The organism is Paenibacillus sp. JNUCC32 (assembly GCF_014863545.1).
Lineage (GTDB): Bacteria > Bacillota > Bacilli > Paenibacillales > Paenibacillaceae > Paenibacillus_AQ > Paenibacillus_AQ lautus_A.
Map to the genome: position 1 here is coordinate 1,528,669 of NZ_CP062260.1, position 26,349 is coordinate 1,555,017.

33 protein-coding genes are annotated in these 26,349 nt (G+C 49.5%); 31 read left to right on the forward strand and 2 right to left on the reverse strand.

All coding sequences use genetic code 11. The features are described 5' to 3' along the window. Window positions 1-14 precede the first annotated feature (14 nt). The 21 genes from JNUCC32_RS07095 to JNUCC32_RS07195 all read left to right on the forward strand — a co-directional run bounded on the left by JNUCC32_RS07095 (window position 15) and on the right by JNUCC32_RS07195 (window position 14,150). Complete coding sequence (locus JNUCC32_RS07095) at window positions 15-671, forward strand: hypothetical protein (protein ID WP_192571485.1); 657 nt, start codon at window positions 15-17, stop codon at window positions 669-671. After that, window positions 668-1,009 (forward strand): DUF3139 domain-containing protein, encoded by a 342-nt coding sequence (locus tag JNUCC32_RS07100; RefSeq protein ID WP_090908545.1) that lies wholly within the window; start codon window positions 668-670, stop codon window positions 1,007-1,009. The genes JNUCC32_RS07095 and JNUCC32_RS07100 overlap by 4 nt, the downstream gene beginning before the upstream one ends. 48 nt (window positions 1,010-1,057) lie before the next feature. Beyond that, window positions 1,058-1,603: a GNAT family N-acetyltransferase gene (locus JNUCC32_RS07105; RefSeq protein WP_192571486.1), complete on the forward strand. Its 546-nt coding sequence runs from the start codon at window positions 1,058-1,060 to the stop codon at window positions 1,601-1,603. A 169-nt stretch (window positions 1,604-1,772) separates the two neighbouring features. Then, entirely contained in the window at window positions 1,773-2,417 is a 645-nt protein-coding gene (locus tag JNUCC32_RS07110; RefSeq protein WP_192571487.1) for a hypothetical protein, read from the forward strand. Between the two features lie 2 nt (window positions 2,418-2,419). Then, window positions 2,420-2,887: a hypothetical protein gene (locus tag JNUCC32_RS07115; RefSeq protein WP_192571488.1), complete on the forward strand. Its 468-nt coding sequence runs from the start codon at window positions 2,420-2,422 to the stop codon at window positions 2,885-2,887. A 36-nt stretch (window positions 2,888-2,923) separates the two neighbouring features. Further along, a complete protein-coding gene (locus JNUCC32_RS07120; RefSeq protein ID WP_192571489.1) occupies window positions 2,924-3,487 on the forward strand; it encodes a GNAT family N-acetyltransferase in 564 nt (187 codons plus the stop codon). Window positions 3,488-3,604: 117 nt separating this feature from the next. Then, window positions 3,605-4,351, forward strand: a complete 747-nt coding sequence (locus JNUCC32_RS07125; RefSeq protein WP_192571490.1) for a GNAT family N-acetyltransferase — start codon at window positions 3,605-3,607, stop codon at window positions 4,349-4,351. A gap of 230 nt (window positions 4,352-4,581) precedes the next feature. Beyond that, window positions 4,582-5,280 carry a class I SAM-dependent DNA methyltransferase gene (locus JNUCC32_RS07130; protein ID WP_096774229.1) on the forward strand — a complete coding sequence of 233 codons (699 nt, stop codon included), beginning with the start codon at window positions 4,582-4,584 and terminating at the stop codon, window positions 5,278-5,280. Window positions 5,281-5,298: 18 nt separating this feature from the next. Further along, complete coding sequence (locus JNUCC32_RS07135; RefSeq protein ID WP_192571491.1) at window positions 5,299-5,778, forward strand: GNAT family N-acetyltransferase; 480 nt, start codon at window positions 5,299-5,301, stop codon at window positions 5,776-5,778. A 49-nt stretch (window positions 5,779-5,827) separates the two neighbouring features. After that, entirely contained in the window at window positions 5,828-6,484 is a 657-nt protein-coding gene (locus tag JNUCC32_RS07140; protein WP_192571492.1) for an HAD family hydrolase, read from the forward strand. 4 nt (window positions 6,485-6,488) lie between these two features. Then, on the forward strand, window positions 6,489-7,088 hold the full coding sequence (locus JNUCC32_RS07145) for a GNAT family N-acetyltransferase (protein ID WP_192571493.1): 600 nt from the start codon (window positions 6,489-6,491) through the stop codon (window positions 7,086-7,088). A 12-nt stretch (window positions 7,089-7,100) separates the two neighbouring features. Continuing rightward, window positions 7,101-7,370: a hypothetical protein gene (locus JNUCC32_RS07150; RefSeq protein WP_090908551.1), complete on the forward strand. Its 270-nt coding sequence runs from the start codon at window positions 7,101-7,103 to the stop codon at window positions 7,368-7,370. Window positions 7,371-7,434: 64 nt separating this feature from the next. Beyond that, a complete protein-coding gene (locus JNUCC32_RS07155; RefSeq protein WP_096774226.1) occupies window positions 7,435-8,133 on the forward strand; it encodes a YjjG family noncanonical pyrimidine nucleotidase in 699 nt (232 codons plus the stop codon). Window positions 8,134-8,281: 148 nt separating this feature from the next. Next, window positions 8,282-8,638: a zinc ribbon domain-containing protein gene (locus tag JNUCC32_RS07160; protein ID WP_228468890.1), complete on the forward strand. Its 357-nt coding sequence runs from the start codon at window positions 8,282-8,284 to the stop codon at window positions 8,636-8,638. 31 nt (window positions 8,639-8,669) lie between these two features. Continuing rightward, entirely contained in the window at window positions 8,670-9,317 is a 648-nt protein-coding gene (locus JNUCC32_RS07165) for an HAD family hydrolase (RefSeq protein WP_192571494.1), read from the forward strand. A 333-nt stretch (window positions 9,318-9,650) separates the two neighbouring features. Continuing rightward, window positions 9,651-10,268 (forward strand): YqaA family protein, encoded by a 618-nt coding sequence (locus tag JNUCC32_RS07170; protein WP_192571495.1) that lies wholly within the window; start codon window positions 9,651-9,653, stop codon window positions 10,266-10,268. Beyond that, window positions 10,269-10,805 (forward strand): phosphatase PAP2 family protein, encoded by a 537-nt coding sequence (locus tag JNUCC32_RS07175; protein WP_015735943.1) that lies wholly within the window; start codon window positions 10,269-10,271, stop codon window positions 10,803-10,805. A gap of 22 nt (window positions 10,806-10,827) precedes the next feature. Beyond that, window positions 10,828-12,069, forward strand: coding sequence for an MGDG synthase family glycosyltransferase (locus JNUCC32_RS07180; RefSeq protein ID WP_096774223.1), 1,242 nt, complete (start codon window positions 10,828-10,830; stop codon window positions 12,067-12,069). Window positions 12,070-12,087: 18 nt separating this feature from the next. Further along, on the forward strand, window positions 12,088-12,723 hold the full coding sequence (locus tag JNUCC32_RS07185) for a DedA family protein (protein ID WP_036661097.1): 636 nt from the start codon (window positions 12,088-12,090) through the stop codon (window positions 12,721-12,723). 156 nt (window positions 12,724-12,879) lie between these two features. Then, window positions 12,880-13,245: a glyoxalase superfamily protein gene (locus JNUCC32_RS07190; RefSeq protein ID WP_192571496.1), complete on the forward strand. Its 366-nt coding sequence runs from the start codon at window positions 12,880-12,882 to the stop codon at window positions 13,243-13,245. Continuing rightward, window positions 13,245-14,150: a hypothetical protein gene (locus tag JNUCC32_RS07195; protein WP_228468984.1), complete on the forward strand. Its 906-nt coding sequence runs from the start codon at window positions 13,245-13,247 to the stop codon at window positions 14,148-14,150. The genes JNUCC32_RS07190 and JNUCC32_RS07195 overlap by 1 nt, the downstream gene beginning before the upstream one ends. A 94-nt stretch (window positions 14,151-14,244) precedes the next feature. Here JNUCC32_RS07195 and JNUCC32_RS07200 read toward each other — a convergent pair whose 3' ends face one another. Next, on the reverse strand, window positions 14,245-15,672 hold the full coding sequence (locus tag JNUCC32_RS07200; protein WP_192571498.1) for a MocR-like pyridoxine biosynthesis transcription factor PdxR: 1,428 nt from the start codon (window positions 15,670-15,672) through the stop codon (window positions 14,245-14,247). A gap of 110 nt (window positions 15,673-15,782) precedes the next feature. Between JNUCC32_RS07200 and JNUCC32_RS07205 the strand changes: the two genes are divergently transcribed. The 9 genes from JNUCC32_RS07205 to bshB2 all read left to right on the forward strand — a co-directional run bounded on the left by JNUCC32_RS07205 (window position 15,783) and on the right by bshB2 (window position 23,479). Then, on the forward strand, window positions 15,783-16,763 hold the full coding sequence (locus JNUCC32_RS07205) for an aldo/keto reductase (RefSeq protein WP_192571499.1): 981 nt from the start codon (window positions 15,783-15,785) through the stop codon (window positions 16,761-16,763). A gap of 167 nt (window positions 16,764-16,930) precedes the next feature. Continuing rightward, entirely contained in the window at window positions 16,931-17,455 is a 525-nt protein-coding gene (locus JNUCC32_RS07210) for a YfiT family bacillithiol transferase (RefSeq protein WP_096774217.1), read from the forward strand. A 158-nt stretch (window positions 17,456-17,613) separates the two neighbouring features. Next, a complete protein-coding gene (locus tag JNUCC32_RS07215; RefSeq protein ID WP_096774216.1) occupies window positions 17,614-18,615 on the forward strand; it encodes a Gfo/Idh/MocA family protein in 1,002 nt (333 codons plus the stop codon). Between the two features lie 22 nt (window positions 18,616-18,637). Beyond that, window positions 18,638-19,585: an AraC family transcriptional regulator gene (locus JNUCC32_RS07220; RefSeq protein ID WP_015735934.1), complete on the forward strand. Its 948-nt coding sequence runs from the start codon at window positions 18,638-18,640 to the stop codon at window positions 19,583-19,585. A gap of 14 nt (window positions 19,586-19,599) precedes the next feature. Next, window positions 19,600-20,688, forward strand: a complete 1,089-nt coding sequence (locus JNUCC32_RS07225) for a Gfo/Idh/MocA family protein (RefSeq protein WP_009595639.1) — start codon at window positions 19,600-19,602, stop codon at window positions 20,686-20,688. Between the two features lie 191 nt (window positions 20,689-20,879). Next, window positions 20,880-21,674, forward strand: coding sequence for a helix-turn-helix transcriptional regulator (locus JNUCC32_RS07230; protein ID WP_096774594.1), 795 nt, complete (start codon window positions 20,880-20,882; stop codon window positions 21,672-21,674). Window positions 21,675-21,860: 186 nt separating this feature from the next. After that, the gene (locus JNUCC32_RS07235) at window positions 21,861-22,352 is read left to right on the forward strand and encodes a 2-thiouracil desulfurase family protein (protein WP_192571500.1); all 492 of its coding nucleotides are present in this window, start codon (window positions 21,861-21,863) and stop codon (window positions 22,350-22,352) included. Window positions 22,353-22,455: 103 nt separating this feature from the next. Then, the gene (locus JNUCC32_RS07240; protein ID WP_015735930.1) at window positions 22,456-22,800 is read left to right on the forward strand and encodes a YojF family protein; all 345 of its coding nucleotides are present in this window, start codon (window positions 22,456-22,458) and stop codon (window positions 22,798-22,800) included. Window positions 22,801-22,822: 22 nt separating this feature from the next. Further along, entirely contained in the window at window positions 22,823-23,479 is a 657-nt protein-coding gene (gene bshB2 / locus JNUCC32_RS07245) for a bacillithiol biosynthesis deacetylase BshB2 (RefSeq protein ID WP_096774214.1), read from the forward strand. 156 nt (window positions 23,480-23,635) lie between these two features. On the opposite strand, the gene cdaS is transcribed toward bshB2, so the two are convergent. Next, window positions 23,636-24,253, reverse strand: coding sequence for a sporulation-specific diadenylate cyclase CdaS (gene cdaS / locus JNUCC32_RS07250; protein WP_096774213.1), 618 nt, complete (start codon window positions 24,251-24,253; stop codon window positions 23,636-23,638). 241 nt (window positions 24,254-24,494) lie between these two features. On the opposite strand from cdaS, the gene JNUCC32_RS07255 reads away from it, so the two are divergent. Further along, complete coding sequence (locus JNUCC32_RS07255) at window positions 24,495-26,333, forward strand: assimilatory sulfite reductase (NADPH) flavoprotein subunit (RefSeq protein WP_192571501.1); 1,839 nt, start codon at window positions 24,495-24,497, stop codon at window positions 26,331-26,333. Window positions 26,334-26,349: the final 16 nt, after the last annotated feature.

Consider the following 26,349-nt stretch of genomic DNA (forward strand, 5'->3'; position numbering starts at 1 on the left):
AGGGGCGTGATACGATGCTGAGCGAGAAAAAAGACTACTCCCATGTATACTGGATCGGAGGCTCCCCCTGCTCGGGCAAGTCGACGATTGCCGAAAAATTGGCGAAGGATTACAGCTGCACCTATTATCAATGCGATCTATTCAACGAGAAGCATGTGACCATATGCCATCCGTCGGAGCACCCCACCATGTCTCGATTGAAGGATATGTCCTGGAATGCATTGTGGTCGCGGCCGGTGGAGCAGCAGGTTGAGGAAGAATTGGAATTTTACCGAGAGGAATTTGGCATGATTATGGATGATGTTTCGGCCCTGCCGGACACGAGCCCCATCATCGTTGAAGGTGCGGCTCTATTGCCGGAAAAAGTTGAGCACCTGGTACCCAGCCCCCATCATGCGATATGGATCGTCCCGGTTCCGGCATTCCAGAAGGAGCATTATGCCAAACGGGAATGGATCCACGAAATTTTGGTATCATGCGATGATCCCGGCGGCGCGTTTCGAAACTGGATGGACCGGGATATCGGTTTTGCGAGATACGTGGCCAAGGATGCCTTGGACCGCGGATTCAAGGTGATGTTCGTGGACGGGAGCCGAAGTGTTCGGGAGAACTACGAAGAGGTCAGGCGTCATTTTATGCTATGCAAACAACAGGGACAGGGAATCCAATGAAGAAAATCAAAATCGCATTGTTGGTTTTGCTAGTGTTTGTGCTCTTGTCTCCCTTTGTGTATGTGCAAGCCAACAAAATGATCTATGCCAAGAAGGTGAAAACCTACCTGCTTGAAGAAGAACATTATACGCAGGATGAAATCCAGTCGGTCCAAGGCATCTGGGGCGTTAAGCTGCCTCCTTTTTATGCCGTCGTGGTATTTAAAGACGAGCCTGAGGTAGAGTATATTTATTTTGCCCATGATACGATTATGCAGTTTGAATACCGATTGACGCCTGAGGGGGAAGCCCGTGGAATTACACGATCCATGCTAAAGCATGATATCCCAAGGGATTGATATGGTGTTGCAATTTTTAGTTTAAAGCTGTTCAGGGGGGAGCATCGCATGTCCATAACGCTACAAACTTCACGTCTGCAGTTGAAAACCGTGGATCGGGAACGGGCAGCGGATGTGTTGGATTTTATCGTCAGGAACGATGAGTTTTGGAAGATTTGGGAGCCTACCAGGGAAGCGGAGTTTTATACCCTGGAGAAACAGGCTGAGATTCTGGCAGCGGAAAGTCGAAGCATCGCTGACGGTTCCCTGCTTAAAGTGTGGCTGCATCAAAACGATGAGATGATCGGCTCGATTGCGATCAGCAATATCGTGCGGGGTGTTTTTCAATCGGCTCATGTCGGGTATAAGCTGGCGCAATCTCATACGGGAAAAGGGTATATGACCGAAGCTCTGAGCGCCGTGGTCGGCTATTGCTTTGATACGCTGGAGCTGCACCGTTTGGAAGCCAACATCATGCCGAGAAACAAAGCCTCGATGAACGTCGTGAAACGACTGGGCTTCTATGAGGAAGGTCTGGCGATCAAATACCTGAAGATAAACGGTGTATGGGAAGACCACCTTCACATGGTGCTCCGTAACGAACGTATGGAGTAGATCATGTGGAAGAGAGTCTCTACACTTATTCTTCTCGTTTCATCATGACAACATCTAGACTGGGAACTGAAATTCCATATACGAAGGTGTTGAGTTTTTGTATTTTTGGAGTTAGCGAATGGTCGAGTACAGGAATTACCCATAAATGATGATCGGAGGTATATGAAAAATGCCATGGCCCATGGTCCATTTTGCGATTGCCCAGCAGCTGGGTACGCCGGAGCCGACACCGAGTTTATTGCTTGGGAGCATCGCTCCCGATGCCGTCCATGTCAGGGGCAACATAACGAGAGAACAAAAAGGGATCACGCATCTGGTAAACGAAGATTTGTTGCCGGATGCCAATCGAATCAGGGAGAATTATTTGTTATATGTAACACAGAAGCCGGGAAAAGAGTGGATTGAGTTTGTATACGGTTATTTTGCTCATATCTACACGGATTTAAGGTGGGTGCAGACGCTGTACGCTGATTACAAAAAAGAAAACAAAGCGGACAATGAAAGCTTGAGATTTACATATAACCAGGAGGTCAGCCAGCTTGAGTTCGAAATCATACGATCTCAGCATTGGGCAGGTTCCGTACTGAATAAACTTACGGATTCGATGGGGCATGCACTGGCCCCGTTTGTTGACAAGTCCGAGGTGGAGCAGTATCGAACAATTAAACTAGAATGGTTGTTGGAGGAAGGTAATGAGCCGAAGATTGAACTGATTTATTTTACTTTGGATAAAGTGGAGAGGTTCGTACAGAACACGGCTGCGGAGTTGAGCACATTATTGGCTCCCGAAGGGATCCATGTACAAGGAGGTTAGGCGTGTTACTGAAATACATACAACAAACGGGTTCGTGGATCTGTATCCTATGGATCGTGTTGGCATTATGCTCTTGTCAGAACGGAGGGGAGCGGGTAGAGCACATTGAGGCTTTTATCGTTGAAGATGTGATGATAACTGCAGATGGACTCAACATGCCTTCAGGTTATAAAAAAGTGAATTCGATAACCATTCATGAAGATAATCAAGGGGCCACGCTGTCGCGTGTACGAGCGATTGAAGACTATTACGATAGCGAAGGGAAGTTTGTGAAAACCAGGGTGTATGATCAGAGTCATAAACGTTGGAAAAATATACCGAACGAGGATTCCAGCAGCCAAGAAAAGGAGCTTGAAACACCTCTAACCATCCACATCCCCGACAATCATTCCTGGACACCCGTTGAGCTATCGGATCAACAAAAGGATGAAATAAAAGCCCATGTTATCAAACACACCCAAAAATGGTGAGTCTATTTGTAATTGACGATAGGAGGAGGACTCCTCATGTTTCATGTAGAGATTAGGCGGCCGAATCGTAGTGATATGAAAGCGATGGAGCATTTTTTCCGGATCGTGATTACCGATACGTTTGCCAAAGAAGGCTTGGTTGATTTATCGGAGGACATCGAGCAGGAGATTGACAGCAAAATTAGGTGCTTGAACGCGGATATTGCAACGAACGGAGAGCAGAGGTATTTTCTGATCGGACTTATAGACAACAGCGTTGTAAGTAGCATCGAGTTTGGCCCGTCCAATGCATTGATACGGAAAAGTTCCAATGGAGTACTGCGTGACGTGGTTGAAATCGGAACCGTATTTGTGCATCCTGATTATCAGCAACAGGGAATCGGCAGTCTGATGCTTCAAATCATGTATCTTACGCTGCTCAATAAGGGGATAACGGAATTTTGTTTGGATAGCGGATATACGCGTGCTCAGAAAATATGGAAGAAGAAACTAGGTGAACCCGATTACGTCCTTCAAGATCACTGGGGGCGCGGAATCGACCATTTGATATGGAGAAGAAGGATGACGGACGTTCCCATTGTGTTTAGTATGGGCCGATAGATCCAAGGAATTAGCAGAATCGAGTGGCGTGCAGGATACATGAAGAAGATCATTTTAATTGAATAATAATACAAATAAATGTATATTAATTCCTATCATACGGTAGGAGTGGTATACGTGCTAAAGAGAATCGAAGAACTTGCCTTAAACGCTTGGCCGGCGCTTCAAACCTTGACGCACCATGGGTGGCTGTTACGTTTTGCAGACGGTTATACGAAGAGATCCAACTCGATTAATGCCTTATACACGGATCCATCGATAGACCTTGACGCCAAAATTCATGAATGCGAGCGGTTATATGTTAAGGCTGGGCTTGACGTCGTATTTAAAATCACCCCGTTCAATCCGCAGGAGCTGGACCGTATGTTGGATTCCAGGGGTTATTCCATACTCGATCCAACCAGTCTGAGGGTGTTAGATCATCTGGATCATCTGGAGCTTCCAACGCATAAGGAGGTTAAGATCGAAGAACGGCTGACGGATGAATGGCTGAGCGTGCTGACCGAGATAACTGGAATATCCGAGAAATATAAGGCTGTAAAAAGAAAGCTGTTCAACTATTCCGTGATTCAATACGGATTCTTCATCCTATATGATCTTGGTGAGCCTGTGGCATGCGGGATCGGGGCAATAGAGCAAGGCGTCGTCGGCATATTTGATCTCGCCACAGCTCCGGCATGCCGAAATCGCGGGTTCGGAAAACAGTTACTGTTACATATTCTGCATTGGGCCAAGAAGAATGGAGCCGCAAGCAGCTATCTACAAGTGGTCCAGAACAATGTTGCTGCAAACCGGTTGTACGATCGTCTTCAGTACAGGGAGATCTATTCCTATTGGTATAGACATAAGCGTATCGAAGGATAAAGGCAGCATCCGTAGCGTATGAACCGGTGAATCTGAGCTTATCGGATCCAGGGGTTACCCAATCGAATGAACAGTTGTATAATCATGGAAGATGCCTGCCACAGAGGACCCCGCCTTAGATGAAGCTGTCTAAGTTGGGTCTTTTTAGTCAAATGGGCTGTTCGCAGTCATAAATCGCGTTTTCCCTTTTTCTAACGTACTCATGAAGGATACAGAAAGTTGGTGAAATCATGTTCGACTTATCTTCGAAGTATTATGACGTGATCTACAGCTTCAAGGACTATGAGCAGGAGGCGCGGCAGGTCCGGGAATATATCGAAAGACAAAGCAAGGAGTACCAAACCATTCTGGATGTAGCCTGCGGAACGGCGGAACACGCTGTTTTCTTGAAGCAGCACTATGCAATCGATGGAATCGATTTGAACCCCGAATTCGTAGCTATAGCGAAGTCGAAGAATCCCAAGGGGGATTATTCGGTGGCTGATATGACCCGTTTTCGACTCGGCCGGAAGTATGACGTGATTATGTGTCTGTTCAGCTCCATCGGGTATGTGAAGACGCCGGAGCTGTTGGTTCAAACCCTTGTGCAGTTTAGGGAACATCTGAACGAGGAAGGTATCATTCTAGTTGAGCCATGGCTTACGCCGGACGTTTGGACAACCGGAAGAGTGGACACGATCACGACCGAGCGCCATGGGATCCATATGAGCAGAATGTCCCATTCGGATCGCGCAGGTAATGTTTCGATCATGAATTTTTCGTATTTGTTTGGCAGCGAGGTTGGAATCGAGCATTACACGGAGGAGCATCGTATGGGTCTGTTTACCGTGGAAGAGATGATCGGGGCATTTCGGGAAGCGGGACTGGATGTGGAGCACGATACGCAAGGCTTGATCGGAAGAGGCATGTATATTGCCCGAATAGCTTAGTAAGGAGGACCTCAAAATATGTATGCGCATAGACCGCTGAGGGATGAGGATTTGCAAGCGATTTGCAGCTTTCCTCAAACGCCGGAAGAACTGTTTTACATGAGCCCGAGATCGGAATTCCCTTTGACGCCGGATCAAATCCTGAGTTTGCTTGAGAACCGCTTTGATCCCACGGTTATCGTTGAAGAATCCACCGGGCAGGTCGTCGCCTACGCGAATTTTTATGAAGATGCGGATGGATCGTTGTGGCTTGGCAATGTCGTTGTTGCACCGTCGCACCGTGGACTCGGTGCAGCGCAGAAGCTGTTGCGTACCATGATGGACATCGCCAAAGAAAAATACGAAATGGAACGTTTTTATCTAAGCTGTCATAATACCAATTCCAGAGGGCTTGTTTTTTATCATAAGTTGGGGTTCGAGCCGTTCGATGTCCGCATCACGGCGTTAGATGACGATCGGAAAATGATTACCATTCAGATGAGGATGGATTTGGTCTGAGCAAGTCGTGTTGTTCAGTCGGATTCTGAGGTGAAAGGGGAGCTTTGGGATGAACACCATACAAGCGGTGCTGTTTGATTTCGATGGTACTTTAGCAAATACGCTGCCGCTCTCGTTTAAAGCGTTCCGGGCGGTTTTCTTGAAGTACGAAGGCCAGCGGTTGACCGATGCCGAGATCGTTCAGACGTTTGGGCCAACGGAGGAAGAGATCATTGCCAATTATCTTTCGAATCCGGCCCATGTTGATGAAGCCGTAGAATATTATTACGAAGTGTTTGAGCAGAATTTTCAAGAGCATGTGCAGGTATCGGAAGCCGTACAGGATCTAATTGTGAAGCTGTCGGATTTACGTTTACCCATGGTTATTATTACGGGCAAGAGCAGAAGATGCCTGGATATATGTTTAAGAAACCTGAAGCTGGACGGGTATTTTGCCGCTACCATTACGGGAGATGAGGTTGAACGTTCTAAACCGGACCCGGAAGGGATATTCAAAGCCGTTCAACTGTTGGGTCTGAGGACATCGGACGTGGTTTTTGTCGGGGACAGCGATGCCGACATTGCGGCTGGCAAATCAGCTCAGCTATTAACCATCGGGGCGCATTGGTTTGATACCGTTCAGAATGCACAATTTGCGGTGGAACCCGACTATATGTTTACACGGCCCGATCAGTTGATAACATGGATCATGGCGAGGAATCATTGAGCGAATGAAAGCAGGGGTTATATTGAACAGCAAGACAACTATCGATTTCCAGGGTAAGCCCTTTACGATTGAATGTGAGGACATCTTCCTTCGGGAATATTTGTTGGAAGATCTGGATGCGATCTGCAAGATCACGCACGAACCGGAGATCAGACAGTTCCTGCCTGGCTGGGATGTATCAAGGGAACAGCGGCGAGAATGGTTAACCGACTATGAAATGCCGGAGAATCGGCGGTTCCTGCAAGCCGTTCAAGACGGCGGGGATGTGGGGCAGCTGCGTCTGCGGTTAGCCATCGTCTTGAAAGAAACAGGCGAGTGCATCGGCTGGTGCAATAGCGGTCCTAAGGAAGAGCTGCCCCCGCCTAACCGGGAGATCATGTACGGAATCTCCAATCGGTATTACAATAAGGGATATGCCACCCAAGCCGTGCGGGCGTTAATCCGTTATTTGTTCCGGAATACAAGGGAGCGAGAACTCAACGCAATCGCCGTCGTTCATAATCGTGCTTCCAATAAAGTAATCCAAAAGTGCGGATTTGCCTATATCGGCGAGATCGAACTTGAGCAGGAGCGGTATCATCACTATAAATTATGCGATGAGTAACAGGGAGGCCCAATGAAACAGCTTGCCCTTGGAGCGGGGATATTCATTGTGACGGAATTGCTTTTGATCACGCTTTTAGGCGTGGACGAATGGGCAATGATGGTGTTCTCAGCAGGTGTAATCATTACGATATTATTGTTGATTTTCATGCGTCTGACGGAGTTGGTGAAGAGTAACAGAGACCGTCTAGATCATCAACAAAGGCAGAGGATCCAGGAATTGAACCGGCAATCCAGATTAACTTCGACATCCGACAATGGTTCGATGAATCCGGATGAATAAAATGTTATGCTGGGTAGCGAAAGGGTAATGGTTGAAGTTAAGCAGCAAGAAAGGAGGCCCAGCCTTGCGATACAACGTTATTTTATTTGATGCGGACGATACGCTATACGACTATGCCCAATCGGAGGCGTTTGCGTTAGCCGGCGTTTTTGGCGAAATCCACCAGGAGTGCACGAATGCGATCGTAGACAGTTACAGGCGCATAAACCAGCAGTTGTGGAACGATTTCGAGCAGGGGATCGTGACGCAGGGCGAATTGCGTACGGCTCGGTTCGAAAGACTCCTGGAGGAACATAGTATCAAATGCGCTTTGGACGCTGAAGCCTTTAGCAATATCTACATAAAGTATTTAGGACAGGGCTCCTTTCTCATGGAAGGGGCAGAGAAGCTGTGCAGTCAACTGTCCGAGCGCGGTCAACGCATGGCCATCATCACGAACGGAATCAAGGAAGTGCAGTTTAATCGTATCAGCCGATCGGCGCTGTGCGATTCCTTTGAATGTATCGTGGTTTCGGAGGATGCAGGATCTCAAAAGCCGCACGAAGGAATATTCGATTACGCCTTCCATAAGTTAAACCACCCGGATAAAAGCGAGGTGCTCATTGTTGGCGATTCGTTAACTTCCGATATACAAGGAGGCATCCGTTACGGGATAGATACCTGCTGGTATAACCCGCAGCGAAAGGCCAATCCGACGTCCATTCACCCCAAGTATGAGATACATACTTTGGAGGAGCTTCACGACATCATTTCATCCGAATGACCGTGCTTTGGCCAGATTGATGAAGTTGGGGCAATATAATCCTTTCTAGATGTTTCAATTATCCTGAGGGTTTTCCAATAGGTTCCATGCGAAAAGGGAGGAAGGTGCAGAGGTGGTTCAGTGTCCATGGTGTGCGCAGGAGGTAACGTTGATTGATAGTATGTGTCCGGAATGCAAGCATGAGGTATTGCCGGAGCATCTGAGCACAGAGACGAATGAACAAACTACCGACCGGTACGATTCAACAGCCGAAATGGATTACCTAAGCATTGAGGAATTAATGGCCAGCAAGTTCCATTGCCGCCGCTGCGGTCACCGTGAATGCAGCTCGCAGGAAGTCAGCATGAGCGGTACGGGCATAAGCAAAATATTCGATATCGACTATCATCATTATCTCTTCGTATCCTGTACGCGGTGCGGTTTCGTCGAGGTATTCAATCCCGATGTCCTCCGCGGACATCAATCCGGAGTGCTGGGAACGGTGCTCGATCTCATCTGGGGTTAACTAACAGAACATTCAGCAAAGGAGCATGAACATGATACAGGCATTTATTTTTGACATGGACGGGGTCATTATTGACAGCGAACCGCTGCACTTTGAAGTGGATATCCAGGTGATGAACTACTACGGATCCTCGATAACCCATGAACAATTGGAGAAGTATGTAGGCATGACCAATCCGGAGATGTGGGCAGCCATTAAACATGAGCATCAGCTTGAGCAATCCGTATCGGAGATTATCGAATACCAATTGTCCAATAAAATCGAGATGCTCACCTCTCGGGAAATGGAGCCGATTGCCGGCATTCGGGAGCTTCTGGCTGAACTTAAAGCACGTCGTATCCCTGCTGCGATTGCATCATCCTCGCCTCCCGTATTTATTACGGCCGTCTTGCGCAAGTTCGATCTCCTGGATCAATTCGAATGCGTCGTGAGCGGTGAAGAAGTGGAAAAAGGAAAACCGGCGCCGGATGTGTACCTCAAAGCGGCTGAATTGTTAGGCGTGGAGCCCGAGCACTGCATGGTGCTGGAGGATGCCCGGCATGGCGTCGCTGCAGCGAAGGCGGCCGGCATGACATGCATCGGCTTCGTGAACCCGAATTCGGGAAATCAGGATTTGTCGCAAGCCGATCATGTCGTGGATTCCATCGGGGACGTTCTGAGGATTTGCCAATTTGAATAGGGCTTGGTCTTGGATCCTGGCAGTTTGGCCGCGCACATTGCGGCTGAGCTGTTTTTTTGTTTTTGGTCCAATTGGTTATAAACCCAACTTATTGATCATAAAACTCGTTTATACTATATCTACTATATTATATCTACTATTAGGATCTAGACCTAAGTCTAGGTTCATTATCGTCTGAAGACGGAAGGCATCCTCCTCCATTCGTGATATCCTTGCATTAACATGATACGGGAGAGGAATGTGAACCGATGATTTCAAATTCGTATGTAAGCAACGATATCGCACGATACACGGGCTGCCCAAGGGTCAGCCAAGCAGAGGAGATTAGGCTTGATGGATTTTTTACGTAATTTAGGCGGTATCGGATTATTCATTCATGCCATGATCGACGCGATCATTTTTCCGATTCCGGCACTGTTCTCGCAGTTGTCCTTAAGTGCCTTGAGTCCGGACCGTGCGATCTGGCTCGCCACGATCGGGTTTGTCGGGTGCTTGATCGGAACGCCCATCGGATATGGAATCGGCAAGGCTTCAGGTCATTTGGTGTTGACCAAGATCATGAAGAAAAAATGGTATGATTCTGCCACCGCTTTGTTCACCAAGCATGGCGAAGCCGCTATCCTGGTCGGTGCGTTTACGCCGATTCCCTTCAAAATATTCACCATTCTATCCGGCTGCATGAACTATCCTTTATGGAAGCTTATCAGCTATGCAGCGCTCGGACGCGCCGTGAAGTTCTACACGGTGGGTGTGCTGTTCTACGTATATGGCCGTGCTGCCGAGAATATGGTGGACAGCGTGCTTACGATTATTTTGTTATCCGTAGGTGCTCTGATCGGGGGCATTTGGTTGACGGTGCGGCTTATCAAGAAGCGCAGGGATAAACGTTCGGAGGTCCCCGTCGTGAAGGGGCCAAAAGATTCAATTGACGTAACGGCAGGTGAAGAATGAATGATAAAGCGACTGCAAAGTTTTGATCACCGGGTATTCGTTTGGTGCAACCAGACGATCAGCAACCGAGCCTTTGACCGGTTGTTCGGCGGCATCACCCATCTCGGCGGAGCCACCTTCACCATTCTGAGCGCGTTGCTTATCGCCTGGGCAGCATTCGAAGCTTGGGATATAACGGCATATCAGAGTGCCATTGCGTTAACCGTTAGCCATCTGATCGTGGTCCTCATCAAGAGAATCGTCAGAAGAGATCGTCCCTTCCGGGTTTTGGAGCAGGTAAAGATCGGAAATTTCCCGCTGAAGGATTACTCCTTCCCTTCCGGTCATACAACGGCGATTTTTGCAGTCATTACCCCGCTGCTGTTTCTGGTTTCGCCGCTGCCGACGATACTGCTGATCATGCTGGCTGCGCTGGTCGGTCTATCCCGTATCTATTGGGGATATCATTACCCGACCGATTGTCTGGCGGGAAGCCTGATCGGATTCGGATCGGGATGGCTGGTCGTTTACCTGATGCATGTCTTGGGAAACACATAACGTTAGATAAGGAGTAATATCAATGAGATCCATATATGAGCAAAAAATCATCATATTAACCGGAAGTCTGGGAGAGGGTCATAACCAGGCATCAAAGGCCATTGTGGAATCAGCAAAAAGAAAATACCCTCATCTGCGCGTTAAAGTCATTGATTACATGGAGTTAACCCATCCGCGGCTGCATGTGGCCGGACAGTTTTTCTTTGTGCAGTGGATGAAGCATTTTCCATCCGTTTACGGTTATTTGTTCCAAAAAACGCGCGAGGAAAACACGCTCATTCAGATGCTGAAACGCTTCAGTACCTTCAGTCTTCAAAAACTGAGCGCAATGCTGGAAATCGAAAAGCCGGCTATCGTAGTCAGTACGTTTCCGCCGGCAGCGGCAGGCATGTCGCTGTTGAAAGCAATGGGTTACACGGACGTGCCGACGGCCACCGTCATGACGGATCATACGGATCACAGCTATTGGATCCATTCGCATACGGATTATTACATGGTGGGTTCCGATGTGGTCCAGGTTGCATTGGAGCGCAAAGGCGTGCCGAGCGAAAAAATCTCGGTGACCGGAATACCCGTCAACCCGCTCTATAGTCAACCGGTGGATGAGGAACGGCTGCGCGATTATTATGGCTTGAAACCATCCGAGCAGGTCGTGCTGATCATGGGCGGCGGAGAAGGGATGATCGATAAAGAAATTATCGAGCTCTTGAAATCCAGGGCATACCCGCAGGATGTTCGGTTTATGGTCGTCTGCGGACGCAATATGAAATTATATCAATCGCTGCTGGAAGAGTTTGCGGAGCATCCGCAAATCACCGTCATGGGTTATGTGGATCGTATGCATGAATTGATGGCGATGGCCGACTTGATGGTGACGAAGCCGGGAGGTCTCACGATTTCCGAAGCATTAACGATGGAACGTCCCATGCTGTTGGTTAAACCCTTGCCTGGCCAAGAGCAGGACAATGCCGACTACCTTGTTGGCATTGGCGTGGCACGTCAAGCTATGGCGGGAGAACTGCAGCTTCAATTCATGACGCTAATGACGGATCCGTCCTTGCTGCAAGAGATGAAGCGAAAAGCGGCCATTAACACGCATAAAGATTCGGCTCTATCGGTTCTGACCCGATTGATGGAGATTCAACGGCGTTACCGCCCTTCGCGAGAATGGGCCGAAGAAAAGAACCCGGTGCCCTACGAGGTGCTGAACAGGGAAGTTTATGTGAATGAAGCCCTGCACCACTACCATGACAGTTATCGGTAAGACGAAGGAGTTTTCCCCATGAATTTGTTTGAATTGGTTGAGCGGTTGTTTGAACAATATGGTTATCTGGTGTTATTGATTGGGCTCCCTCTTGATTTTATTGCTCTTCCAATCCCTCCAGGAAATACTACCCTGACGTATACCGGGTTCCTGACCTATAAGGGGGTCATCGACATGGTTCCGGCCATGGGATCTGCTTTTATAGGAGCGGCCATGGGACTGACCATTACCTATATCCTCGGCTACCGGTTAGGGATGCCGCTGATTGAACGCTATGGAAAATGGCTGTTCATCAAGCCGTCCCTTGTGGAGAAAACACAGGCGTATTACAGCAAGTATGGGAACAAGCTGCTCATTGTCTGTTTTTTCATACCCGGAGTCAGGCAGTTTATCGGGTATTTCATCGGCATGATTCGAGTTCCCTATCGGACGGTTTGGATATATGGATACACGGGAGTGGCTGCATGGGTATTGGCCTTCTTCAGCATAGGCTTTATATTCGGGGAGCAGTGGCAGTACATTCTGAATGTAGTGGAGCATTATTTGAAAGTCATCTTTCTCTGTCTGGCAGGTTCGTTTCTCGTTCTGCTGGTTTGGAGCCGCGTGAAACGCGAGAAGGCCAAGAAACTAACCAAAGTGACAAGGAATGAATAGTTTGGATCCATGACCCGGCAAGGATCATTGGTTTGCTCGGGTTTAGTTTATATAAGATAGGGACGAGCTGTGAAGTGATTTGTGATAAGATCTAAATTAAGTCAACAGCAGCACATACATAATGTAAACGAATGATGAGAGGAGGGAGGGGCTGGCATGAGCAAAATCATACCGTTGTTCAGGGTGTTCGACGAAACGAAGGCAAGGGAATTCTACTTGCAGTATCTTGGTTTCACCTTGGACTGGGAGCACCGGTTTGACGATTCGGCGCCGCTTTACATGCAAATATCCAAAGGTTCGTTATTGATCCATTTAACGGAGCATTACGGTGACTGCTCCCCTGGAGCAGCCATTCGCGTTGAGATCGCAGGAATTGAAGCTTTTCACGAACAGCTGTCAAACCAGAACTATCCGTATCAGAGACCCGGAATCGAGATCGCCCCATGGAACAGCAAAGAGGTACGTGTAACGGATCCGTTCGGCAATCGAATCACTTACTACGAGGAGATGGAACCCGAGTGATGAAGCTAAACGAGATACGATGGGAACAAGCAAGGCAATATATGCTGCAGCGGGCCAGAAGCCTTGAACGGGCCTTGTTCCGATATGAATTCGAGAACGGGTCGTTTACGGATGTGCTGATTGAGCTCTCCAGCTACCAGAACGAGGATGGCGGATTCGGTCATGGTCTTGAGCCTGACCTTCGCTGCAAGGAATCATCCGCCCTGGCGACGACCAGAGCGCTGGAGATCCTTCGGTTACATCCGAATCATCCCGAGCGGAACGAACGGGTTATATCCGCGTTACAGTATCTCGAGCATACGTATGTGCCTGAACGCTCAGGATGGGACATTATCCCCAAAGAAGCGGAGCAGTCACCTAGAGCGATTTGGTGGCAATACGGCGCTTTTAAGGACCATTGGGGCAATCCCAATGCAGACATCATCGCTTATTTTATCGATGAACGGGAGCTGTATCCTCTGGAATCGCTGGATTCCTTGGTTCGTTATGCTCTGGACTATCTGAATCGAACCAGCGATTTAAAAGAAATGCATGAACTGTTTTGTTACTTGCGCTTGAATGAGCGATTGCCAAAGGAACAGGCATCGGAGATCAGGGAGGCTTTGGAGGCTTTCATGGACAACTGCATTAGCCTGGACCCCGGCAGCCGGGAGGGATACGGGGCAACACCGCTGAGCATTATGGACACGCCGAACTCTCCTTACTTTCCAAAATATCGAGCGCTTCTTCCGGCGGAGCTGGATTTGCTTATAGAGAACCAGGGCGAAGATGGGGCCTGGGAGCCGAATTGGAGCTGGTACCAATTCGCAGAGGTATGGCCGTCGGCCAAGGAAGAATGGAAGGGCGTTATGACACTGAATGCGCTTCGGACGCTGCGTAATTTTGACCGGATTGAAGGGATATGATGGCAAGATCCTGAGGATGAAACAGATATGGCTCGGTTCGCCGTAAAGCGAACCGAGCCATTGTTGTTTGGAGAAGGGAAGATATGCCCGCAAATCAAGATGAATCCCTGCAATGGGAAGCAAATGCGTAAACCCTGCTTAAGCCTTCTTCGATCTCTTCCGTCGAAAGGTTTCCATATCCCAATACGATCCCTGTCGAACCCGGAGGACGCGATGGCGAGATTCTGTAATTAGAAGCAGGCTCGACGCGAAACCCGTATGAGACCGTATCGTTCCATGGGAGGAGAGCGTAAGCTTGAGGACCGAATATCACCTGAAGATGCATCCCCGCATCATCGCCGACAATGGAAATATCCTGCCCGAACAAGTGATGGAGCCGCTCCGTTAATACATTGCGGCGTTTCTTGTACACTTTTTTCATCTTATGGATATGCCGTTCCAGATGGCCGTCCAGAATGAATTGGCTTAGCGCTTGTTGAATGACGGTTGGGGTATGTATATTCAGTTTATCTTTCATCTCGGTTATGGCATCGGTTAGATCAGGCGGGACGATCATGAATCCGATTCGGAGGCTCGGCGTTAAGGTTTTACTGAATGTTCCCACGTGAATGACTCTCGAAGGCGAGAGCGTCTGCAGAGGAGGCACCGGGATTCCTCGAAGCCGGAATTCGCTGTCATAATCATCTTCGATCACGAAGGAGTCGGCTTCCTCCAGCATCCGGATGGCCTGATGTCTGCGCTGGATGGATAGTACGCTGCCGGAAGGAAACTGATGTGACGGCGTTAATAAAACCAGATGACCTGGTGCGAAACTCGTCATGGCGTCGATGCGCATGCCGCTGTGATCCACCTCAACCGGCACAAGCCGATAGTTCATCATCTGAAAAATATCGCGGGTAATATCGATCGTGGGGTCTTCGATATAGATGGAATGAAACCTGGAAGCTAACGATTTGGCAAGGAGGAGCAACCCTTCGGAAGCGCCGGACACGATCACGATTTGATCGGATGAGCATTGGATGCCCTTGGACCGGAATACATAGTCGCAAATGGTAGAGCGCAGCATCTTATCACCTTTGATGTGACCGTAATCATGGTTTGCATTCACGGAGTCCTCAGCAGCTTGTTTCAAGTACTTGGCCCAGATGTGCCTTGGAAACATCTTCTGATCGGGAATGCCGGCGGCAAAATCGATCATGTGCGAATGTTCAGTCGATGTAACTTTATGGATCGGCTGCTCGCCGACAGATGGCTCGTTTCGTGGACGGGGAGAAGGTATTATCCCGCCCGCTACATAGGTGCCTGATCCTACGTGCCCTTCCAAATATCCCTCAGCCGTCAGCTGCTCATATACCTCGATGACTACATTGCGCGCAATGCCCCACTCTTTGGCCAGAACCCGGGTCGGAAGCAGCCGTGCTCCCGCTGCCAGCTGTCCCGATTCGATCAGCCTTCGCAGCTGCTGGCATACCTGATGGGTAACGGATCGTTTCGATTCACGGTCGATATAAATGCCGTACACCGTATCCCTCCTTTAATTGGTTCCTCCAAATTCACCATCATTGGATCTCATCACAAACCATTTTCCTAATTATAATGAAGGCGAACCAATTCGAAAAGGGAGGAACTATCATGGATAGAACGTTAGGCAGATCGCAAATCCCGGTAAGCCCGCTCGGCTTAGGCTGCTGGGCAATGGGCGGGAATTTTACGTTGGACGGCTTGTCCGACGGATGGGGCGAGGTGGACGAACGTGAATCCGTTGCAGGGATTCATGCGGCCCTGGAGAGGGTCGTTAACTTTTTTGATACGGCAGACGTTTATGGTACCGGGCATAGCGAACGGGTGCTTGGCCGCGCATTAAAAGGAAAGCGGCACGAAGCCGTGATAGCCACCAAATTCGGATATACCTATGATGAAACAACGAAGGAAGTTTTTACGCGTTATAATGTTACGCCGGATTATATCCGCTACGCTTGCGAGCGGTCTCTTCAGCGACTCGATACGGATTATATCGATCTCTATCAGATTCATGTAGGCGGATTACGACCGGATGAGGTGGAAACGGTGATTGATGCCTTAAACGGTCTTCGTCAAGAAGGGCTGATCCGTACATATGGCTGGAGTACCTGGGATACGGCCAATGCCGAGTTATTTGCAGAGCGATCCGAAGCGGCAGCCATTCAGCACGTGCTGAATGTTCTCAGTGACGATAAGGAGATGCTTGCCCGTTGCGAACGTCATGGTTTGGCGAGCATCAATAATACGCCTTTGGCCATGGGGCTGTTAAGCGGGAAATTTAATCAGGACACCCGATTCAATGATCAAGATGTGCGAGGAAGCGGTCACGACTGGGTCGCCTATTTCAAGGAGGGTAAGGCCGTACCGTCGTTCCTCGCTAAACTTGAAGCGGTGCGGGAGATTTTGACGAGTGAAGACCGTACTTTAGTTCAAGGAGCGTTAGCATGGATTTGGGGAAGAAGCCGCGCGGCGATTCCGATTCCGGGTTTCAAAACGAGAAGGCAAGCGGAAGAACTAATAGGAGCCGTTGCTTTTGGACCTTTAACGGCTGGACAGATGAACGAAATCGAAGGAATACTGGGCTCCATGTAGTCACATTCCAGTTATGTAGCAGGAGAGAAGCCCTTGGCAGATGCCGAGGGCCTTTTCGACGGAAATAAGCAGCATCCATCAGGAGTGCAGTCACTATTATTTTTCGGCGGAGATGCTAAAATCATGACATGGAATGATCTCAAACATAATGGAAGGGAGAGAGGAACATGGATTTGAGGTATCCGATAGGACAGTTTGACTGGGGAGGCAGCACGTCGCCTGAGCACAGGAAGGTCTGGGTCCGAGAGATTAAGGGAATGCCGGAGAAGCTGAGGGCAGCGGTCCAGGGGTTAAGCCACGAACAACTGGATACGGCTTATCGCGAGGGCGGCTGGACGATCCGCCAGGTTGTTCACCATCTTGCTGACAGTCATATGAACAGCTATATCCGGTTTAAACTTGCGTTGACGGAAGAGAACCCGACGATTAAACCGTATGACGAACAGAAATGGGCTGCCCTGCACGATTCATTGACACAAGACATTGAGGCTTCGCTTGCATTGATCGACGGATTACATGCCAGATGGGTCGCTTTATTGGAGAATATGAAGGATGGGGACTATCTGAGAACGTTCTACCATCCCGAAAACCAGCGAACAACGAGTTTGGAATACGCCGCAGGCATGTATGCATGGCATGGAAATCACCACATTGCCCACATCACGTCAGCCAGAGAACGATTTGGATTTTAGTCGAAATCACATTGAACTCCGTCATACGACGGGGTTCTTTTTGTGCGGACATGTCGTGATTTCTAACTTGATTGTCGCAATTTTACACTGTGAATCAGGCGGTACGTGTGATAGATTAATGGCATGATGTCTTAATATTAGATACTGAGGTGACTAGAATGATCAGAATCGGAAAAATTAGTTATTGGCATGTGCACGCATGGGATTATACGAAACAAGCGCAGGAGCATCCCGATGCTCAGATCGTAGCGGTATGGGATGAGAATCCGGAGCGGGGAAGAGAAGCCGCCGAGAAGCAAGGCGTGCGTTTTCATGAATCGCTGGATGATATGCTGCAAAGCGACGATATTGATGCCGTGATCGTGGATGCTCCGACATCCATGCACAGAGAAGTCATGTTGAAGGCCGCAGCGGCAGGCAAGCATATTTTCACGGAAAAAGTAATTGCTGCAACCCTTCAGGAGGTCAATGATATCATTAAAGCCGTGAAGGAGAATCAGGTCAAATTCACGGTATCGCTACCGCGGCTGAATGACGGTTATACGCTGGCGATCCGTGAGGTATTGGAGCAGGGATTGCTGGGAACCGTGACGCTCGTTCGCGTTCGCTTGTCCCACAATGGCGCAACCGCCGGTTGGCTGCCTGAGCATTTCTACAGCCTGGAGGAGTGCCGCGGGGGTGCCCTGATCGATCTGGGCTGCCATCCGATGTATTTGACGCGCCTGTTCCTTGGTGAGGAAGCCATTGACGTCCAAGCGAATTTCGGATACATAACCGGCAAAGAGGTAGAAGACAACGCCGTTGCCACGCTCTCTACGGCGGCGGGTGCCGTCGGCGTGGTGGAAGCCGGATTCGTTAACAACTTCTCTCCGTTCACGATCGAGATTCATGGCACGGATGGAACCATCCTGTACGGTACGCCGGATAGCAAGCTTCTGATTCGTTCAACGAAAAAAGAAGAGTACAAGGATGCTTGGGTTGAGCTGCCGGTACCGGCGAACCGCGCAAGTGCTTTTGAACAATGGATTTCTCATATTCAAGAAGATACCGTTGCCGAAGAAAATATCGCATATGCGGTTGAATTGACCAAATTGATGGAGGCAGCCAATCGTTCGGCCAAGGAGCATCGTGCTGTAAGATTGGATGAACTTCAAGCATAAGATACAGGGATGATGCACCGGGATGAATAACCATTTTCCATACGAAATGATGAAAGAGCGGCAGGATGCCTTGGAGCGGCTTGATCTTAGGGTCTATTGGGGACGTTACGAGATCCGGGTCCTTCGGTTTCATCTGACCACCTTCCCGCCCGGGAAGATTGTCTCCTTCCATAAGCATGCGGAGTATGAATTTCATTTCATACCCCGCGGCAAGGGGACCGTTATTATGGAGGATGAGCCGTATGCGCTGCGGGAAGGGATGTTCTATTTAACGGGTCCGAACGTGCTTCATTATCAGGAAGCGGATACCGCGGAACCGATGGACGAATTATGCCTGCACGTCGACATCATTCCCCGCGATGAGATTTCCGAGCCTGAGAGCCCGGCACTGCCTGTTTCGGATCCTTGGGAAATGGCGGAAGCCGATGACTGCATGGAGAAGCTGAGAGAATTGCCGATGAAGCCGACGATGGACATCCATCGCGCGATGCCTTATTTTCTTGAGGCTTATCAGGCTTCGCAGGAGAAATATTCGGGTCTGTACACAACGATCAAGCAATGCCTTATTCAGATATTGCTGCGCGCTGTGCGCGCATATGAATCCGAGCCATCGGAAGCGGAGCTGCCTTCGCGCGATATGAAGGCTTACCGTTATCAATTGGCGCTGGAGTATATCCATGCGAATTCTTCGGGTGAGGTTGTGCTGGATGACGTCGCAGAGAAGCTGCATATCAGCTCAAGACAGCTGCAGCGGATATTCAAGGAGCAAGCGGAAGGTCAGTCCTTCAGCGAGATCCTGGAGCATGTCCGCCTGGAAGCCGTGTGCAGGAAGCTGATCGATACCAATTGGTCGATTGACAAAATCGCCATTCACGAAGGCTTCTCCAGCGGCAGTTATCTGCATACCGTTTTCCGAAAGAGATACGGATATACGCCAACAACATACCGAGCCATGAATGTGAAATTGTAGGGGGAGTATCAGCCATGGGCAAAACCATTCGAATTGGAATTATTGGAAGCGGCGGCATTGCGGGGGAGCATGCAAAGTACTATAAACAAATTGACGATGTGCAAATTGTTGCCGTAGCTGATATTTTACCCGGCAGAGCCGATCAGTTTATTGAGCGCTGGGGATTGCAGGGAGCCATCGGATTCGATGACCACCGCAGATTGTTGGATCTTGACCTGGACGGCGTAAGCATCTGTACGCCGAACGTCGCTCATTACCGTACGACGATCGATGCGCTGTCGGCGGGCAAACACGTTATGCTTGAAAAACCGATGTCGGTCACTTTGGATGAAGCGATCGAGATGGTTCAAATCTCGAAGAAGACCGGGAATATGCTTAATGTAGGCTTCCAGCCGCGATATGACCCGAACATGGGCATCATTAAGAATTTGATCCAGAACGGCGAGCTTGGAAAAGTGTACTATGTGGAAACCGGGGGCGGCCGCCGACGGGGAATGCCAGGCGGCACGTTTGTACGCCAGGAAATCGCCGGGGCAGGCGCTATGGCGGACATCGGATGCTATTCCCTGGACATGGCGCTGAACGCCCTGGGATATCCCAAGCCATTAACGGTATCCGCTTATACGTCGAATTATTTCGGGACGAATCCCAAATACCATGCGGAAGCCGGAGCGTTTAACGTAGAGGACTTCGGGGTAGCCATCATTCGGTTTGAAGGCGACCTTGTGCTTAACTTTAAAACATCCTGGGCTATGCATATGGATACGCTCGGGGCAACGATGTTCCTTGGGACGGACGCGGGCATGAAGATTACGCCTGCAGGCTCAGGCCCTTGGAGCGGTGTATGGGACGGGAAGGTAGGATCGATTTCCTTGTTCCACGATATCCAGGGCCATCATACCGAAAGCGCAATACCGCTGATCAGCCATGAGCTGAATGTATTCCAGGAGAAAATCAAGGATTTCGTTAGCGCGGTGCGCGAAGGCAAGCCGGCGCCGATTCCGGGTGAGCAGGTGCTTCGCAATCAAGCGATACTGGACGGTATTCTGCGATCCTCCCAAAGCAAAAAAGAAGTGGAAATCCATATTCCGGATATGGATTAAGATGATGAAAGCCGTGCAACCAGCGCGGCTTTTTAGTTGCAATTTTAATTATTTAATTCGTGAATATGGCATTGCAAATGCTTCCATTTTTTAAATGGATATGATAGTATGAATGCGAACAATTGTTCTTCGAGAGAGATGAATTGGAATCCATACATAACATATCCGGTATGAAAGATGGTGCAGACCTGATGACTGATCGATATGCTGAAATCGATGAAGTAATCGCTTATATTCACAAGAATATTTACGAGCCTCTCCCGTTATCAACGCTTGCGGATTACATCGGGTACAGCCCATATCACTTCTCGCGTATATTCAAGGATCGAATCGGGCTGCCTCCGTTATATTATGTTTCATCGCTTCGCCTGGAGAAGGCAAAGGATTTGCTGTTACATACGCATCTAAGCATACGGGATATCGCCATGGAGATCGGCCAGCAGAGTCTGGGGACGTTTACGACGCGCTTCACGGAGAGGGTGGGGGTGACCCCTTCGCAATTCCGAAACTCGAAGGAGGAGGCCGACGAGCATCTGTTAGCCCTGCAGAAGCTGAACAGCTGGCGCGAGTCCATGCCGGTAGATAATCCCGATTTGACGGTTGAAGGCACGATCGAGGCCGCGGCTCCCTTTCAGGGCGTGATTTTGATCGGGCTGTTTGCCAAGCCGATCCCCGAAGGGTTTCCCCTATACGGTACTTTGCTTTCATCCGTCGGCTCCTTTCGTTTTACCGACGTCAGACCCGGCACGTATTATTTGATGGCTACTTCGGTCCCATGGGGTATGCAGGCGGTCGATTTCCTGCTTCCTCAGTCCACTACGCTGCGTACCCGTTCAAAGGAGCCCGTTATCGTAAAGCCGTACGCCAGGACGCCGCATCTTCATGTTACGCTCCACGTTCCCCGGCTGGATGATCCGCCGATTCTGATTTCCTTGCCGATTTTAATGAATCATTTCCTTAAGAGGGTTGCTCCCATGCTGAGATGAGTCATGATGGAGAGAAGCGGTCTAAGTTCGTAAAATGGATACACTTTTGGCATTAAGGGCTTCCGAACGCCGCGGCAGCTCTTCATTGCATTTCGTTGACATTTGGGTTCTGATTCATGATACTTGAATGAGGGCGAACGGCTTCGATTGTAAGTTTGTATGAACGAAAGATTTGAGGTGGCATCTGTGATTGTTGTAAGCTCATGTTTAGCCGGTATGAAAGTTCGCTATAATGCGACTGACAGCATGGATACGAATATTCAGCTGCTTGTTGAAGCGAAGAAAGCCGTAACCGTATGTCCCGAACTGCTGGGTGGATTCACCATCCCTCGAGAACCTGCGGAGATCGTTGGAGGGAACGGGGATGATGTACTGGCGGGAAAAGCCAGAGTGGTGGAGCTATCGGGCAGAGACGTGACCGAGATGTATATCCAAGGTGCATACCAGGCTCTTCGAATGGCACAAGAGCTTGGAGCCTTGCTGATCGTCCTGAAAGAGGGAAGTCCTTCCTGCGGAAGTGCCATGATTTATAACGGAGAATTTGACAATGTGAAACAGGCCGGTTATGGCGTGACTACGGCTCTTCTGCGCCGGGAAGGCTATACGGTTATATCTGAGCACGAGCTAAGCGTTTATGCGGCACAGCCGGAATACGCAACTCTCTTTGCCGAGAGATAATCTTGTTCATCGGTTTTGAGGGTTTTCGTCCTGCTCAATAATTATGATAGAATTATCATATCGACTGCTTATGGCGTAGTGATTCTTTATATTGGAGGGAAATATGGAACTCATAAATCAAACTGAAGTACAGCAAATGATTGATAAATTGAAGGATCAGGATTTATATATCCATCTTGAGATGACGACAGGCGCCTATGCTGCCCATTATGACAGCTCCAAACACCCGGCGGCTAATTTTATTACGAACGCAACCATTCGTTACAGTCATGGTTCCATATCCGGCAACGGACCTTACAGGGTCGGATTGAAGATGGGCCAAGGCTGGGTATATACGGAAGGACTCACCCACTTCGAGCAGACGGACACCGAACGGCTCATCATGGCGGGTCATGACAGTCAGGGGAAACTGGTTGTCGCTTTGCAGCTGAGCCGGGAACCTTTTTAATAGAGAGAGGAGACGAGGATCGATGGAGCAAAACATACTGGTCGTATTGCCGCATCCGGATGACGAGGCTTTTGGTTTGTCCGGAACGCTGGCTAAATATATTATTGAAGGCGCACATGTAACCTACGCGTGTTTAACGCTGGGGGAAATGGGCCGCAATATGGGCATTCCTCCCTTCGCGAATCGCATTACGCTTCCAACGATACGCAAAGCGGAGCTGGAAGAATCCTGCAAAGCCATCGGCATACAGGATCTGAGATTGCTTGGTTTCCATGATAAAACGATTGAGTTCGAGGATCAGGACAAACTGGACGGCGTGATTGCTTCTCTGCTTCAGGAGATCAAGCCATCGCTGGTGTTCACGTTCTACCCTGGTTACAGCGTGCACCCCGATCATGATGCAACAGGCGCGGCCGTCATTCGAACGATTGGTCGGATGCCGTCCGAAGAAAGACCCGTGGTCCAATGTCTGGCTTTCTCCAACAACTGTGAACAGGAATTGGGTAAACCGGATGTCTACCAAGACGTATCCATGTTTATGGTGCAGAAGCTGAACTCCATTCAAGCTCATCGCTCTCAATTCCAAGCAGCCGAGCTGCTTGGCAAGAAACAGATGAAGGCCAAGGAAGTGGAGCAGCGCTTCGGAACGGAGCGTTTCTGGACCTATACCTTTGCATAAAAGATCCATCATCGGTTGGATCCATAAAAAGAGCCGCAGACTCAGCATCTGCGGCTCTTTTTTTTCAGGATTTAGTCTACTGAGATATGTCGGCTTCGGTCAGGAAGGGTTACTCTTCATCTGCTTCTAGGAGGCAGAATGAATCAACAGCCAATGCTAGGGGCTGCTGATGGATAAAGGATACATTGTGCCTTCCATACAGAAGGAGGTTCTCCCGGTCTCTTCCGATACAACGAGGACCAAGGCATCACTGATCTCGGATAGTCCTATGGCTGCACGGTGACGGGTTCCGAGCTTGCGATCCCCGTAGGTTTTGGCGGTTAACGGGAGCACGTTCGCAGCCGAAATAATCATATCTTTGCGCACGAGCACAGCTCCATCGTGGAGCGGACTGCCCGGAACGAATATGGATTCAAGCAGGGGGCTCGTGATTTCTGCCGACAAGGGAATGCCGGGCGTTATTAAGGAATCCAGGCCGTCCTCGCGTTGAATAACAATTAACGCACCCAGATTTTTTTGGCTGAGATGGTATACAGATTTCGCGATTTCTTGATATTTGCTGGTGAAGGGGAAGAGAAAACAATTGAGATAATACGTTGATGAAATCGATTCGGCTTCCATGAACTTGGTTCGTATCGAGTCCAGCTCCCCTAGCAGGCAGGAGCCGTCTCGATCCAAATTGACGATAACCTGCTGCAGGTGGCCCGTGATATCCGAAAGCTGTTCCTTTAATTTGCGTTTCAGCGGCGTAAAATTGCAGTCTTGATTGTGCATCCGATGTCTTCCTCCTTATCATTGGTATCATTACCATTCGGGGATGGCGATATTCCGTAATTCGGCTTGCTTTTATCCAGTAAACGTCGGGAAAACCGATTTATCAGGAAAACTGATAAATGCTATAAGAACATTGTAATTGACCGGTCCCGTAAGCTGTGATAGGTTCAGAGGAGCAATAAAATTAATTGTATCGCAATAGTAGGAATTAATAATGTGCGCTTTTGAGAGGTGGATATTGTTGGAACTTCAAGTAACGAACAGTCCTTTTAATCAGGAACAAGTGGAATTGCTGAATCGCTTACTGCCTACACTGACGGAATCCCAGCGGACGTGGCTGAGCGGCTTTATCGCGGCTTTGCAGGGAACGGCAGCCGCTGCGGCAGTTGCTGCTTCACCGCAAGCGAGCGCGGCGGCAGCCGTATCGGCACCGGTCGTGTCAGCTCCTAAAGAAGTCACCGTCCTATATGGGTCTCAGACGGGCAACGGTCATGGATTATCGAAAAAGTTATCGAAGAAGCTTGAAGAAGTCGGATTGCAGGTCACCATGTCCTCGATGAGCGATTTCAAGCCGAACAACCTGAAGAAATTACAGAATCTCCTCATTATTGTAAGTACGCACGGAGAGGGCGAACCGCCGGATAACGCGATTCCATTCTATGAGTTCCTGCATGGCAAGCGGGCACCTCAGGTGGAGAATCTTCAATATTCCGTACTGGCGCTGGGGGATACCTCGTATGAATTTTTCTGCCAAACGGGTAAAGATTTCGACAAGCGCCTCGAGGAACTGGGCGGTAAGCGGCTGACGCCAAGAGTAGACTGTGACGTGGATTTTGATGAATCGGCCGCGGAATGGATGAATCAGGTCCTCCTATCGTTGAATGAGGCCGGAGCGGGATCGTCCGCTGTTGAACATGTAAGCGCGGTAGCCCTGACCGACAGTACGGAATCGGAATATTCGAGAAGTAATCCGTTTCAAGCCGAGATCCTCGAAAATTTGAATTTGAACGGAAGAGGGTCTGAACGGGAAACTCGTCATATCGAAATATCGCTTGAAGGATCGAATCTGCAGTATGAGCCTGGCGACAGTTTAGGCATCTATCCGGAAAATCATCCGCAGCTGGTAGATGATCTCATCGCTGAAATGGGATGGAATGCAGACGAAGCGGTCGTTGTGAACAAAAGTGGCGAAGCGCGGACGCTGCGGGATGCCTTGCTCCGTCATTATGAAATCACGGTTCTCACGAAACCACTGATTGAACAGGCGGCTAAGCTGTCGGGGAGCGAAGAGCTTCGGAAACTGCTGGAGCCTGGACATGAGCAGGAACTTCGTGCCTATATCGAGGAACGGGATTTGCTGGATCTGGTACAGGATTATGGGCTGCAGCAAGTGGCGGCAAGCGATTTTGTATCCATTCTGCGCAAGATTCCGGCTCGTCTGTACTCGATCGCAAGCAGCTCCAAAGCGTTTCCGGATGAAGTCCATGTCACCGTTCGTACGGTCCGCTATGAAGCACACGGCCGCAACCGCTACGGGGTGTGCTCGGTACAATTGGCAGAACGACTGGAAGCTGGCGATTCATTGCCGGTATACATTCAGCATAACCCGAACTTTAAGCTCCCCGAGAATCCGGACACCCCGATTATTATGATTGGACCCGGCACGGGCGTGGCCCCTTTTCGGGCTTTCCTGGGGGAACGGGAAGAGACGGGCGCAGAAGGGAAATCGTGGCTGTTCTACGGCGATCAGCATTTCACGACGGACTTCCTCTACCAGATCGAGTGGCAGCGCTGGTTGAAGGATGGGGTGTTGACTCGCATGGATGTTGCCTTCTCACGGGATACGGACAAGAAAGTGTACGTGCAGCACCGGATGCTGGAGAGCAGCAAGGAGCTGTACCAGTGGCTCCAAGAAGGGGCTTGCGTATATGTCTGCGGCGATGAGAAAAAGATGGCTCATGACGTGCACTCCGCCCTGGGGTCCATTCTTGAGCAAGAAGGCGGGATGAGTCCGGAAGAAGCTGCGGAATATCTGACGCTCATGCAGCAACAGAAACGTTATCAGCGGGATGTGTATTGAGGTCATCCCTGTGGTT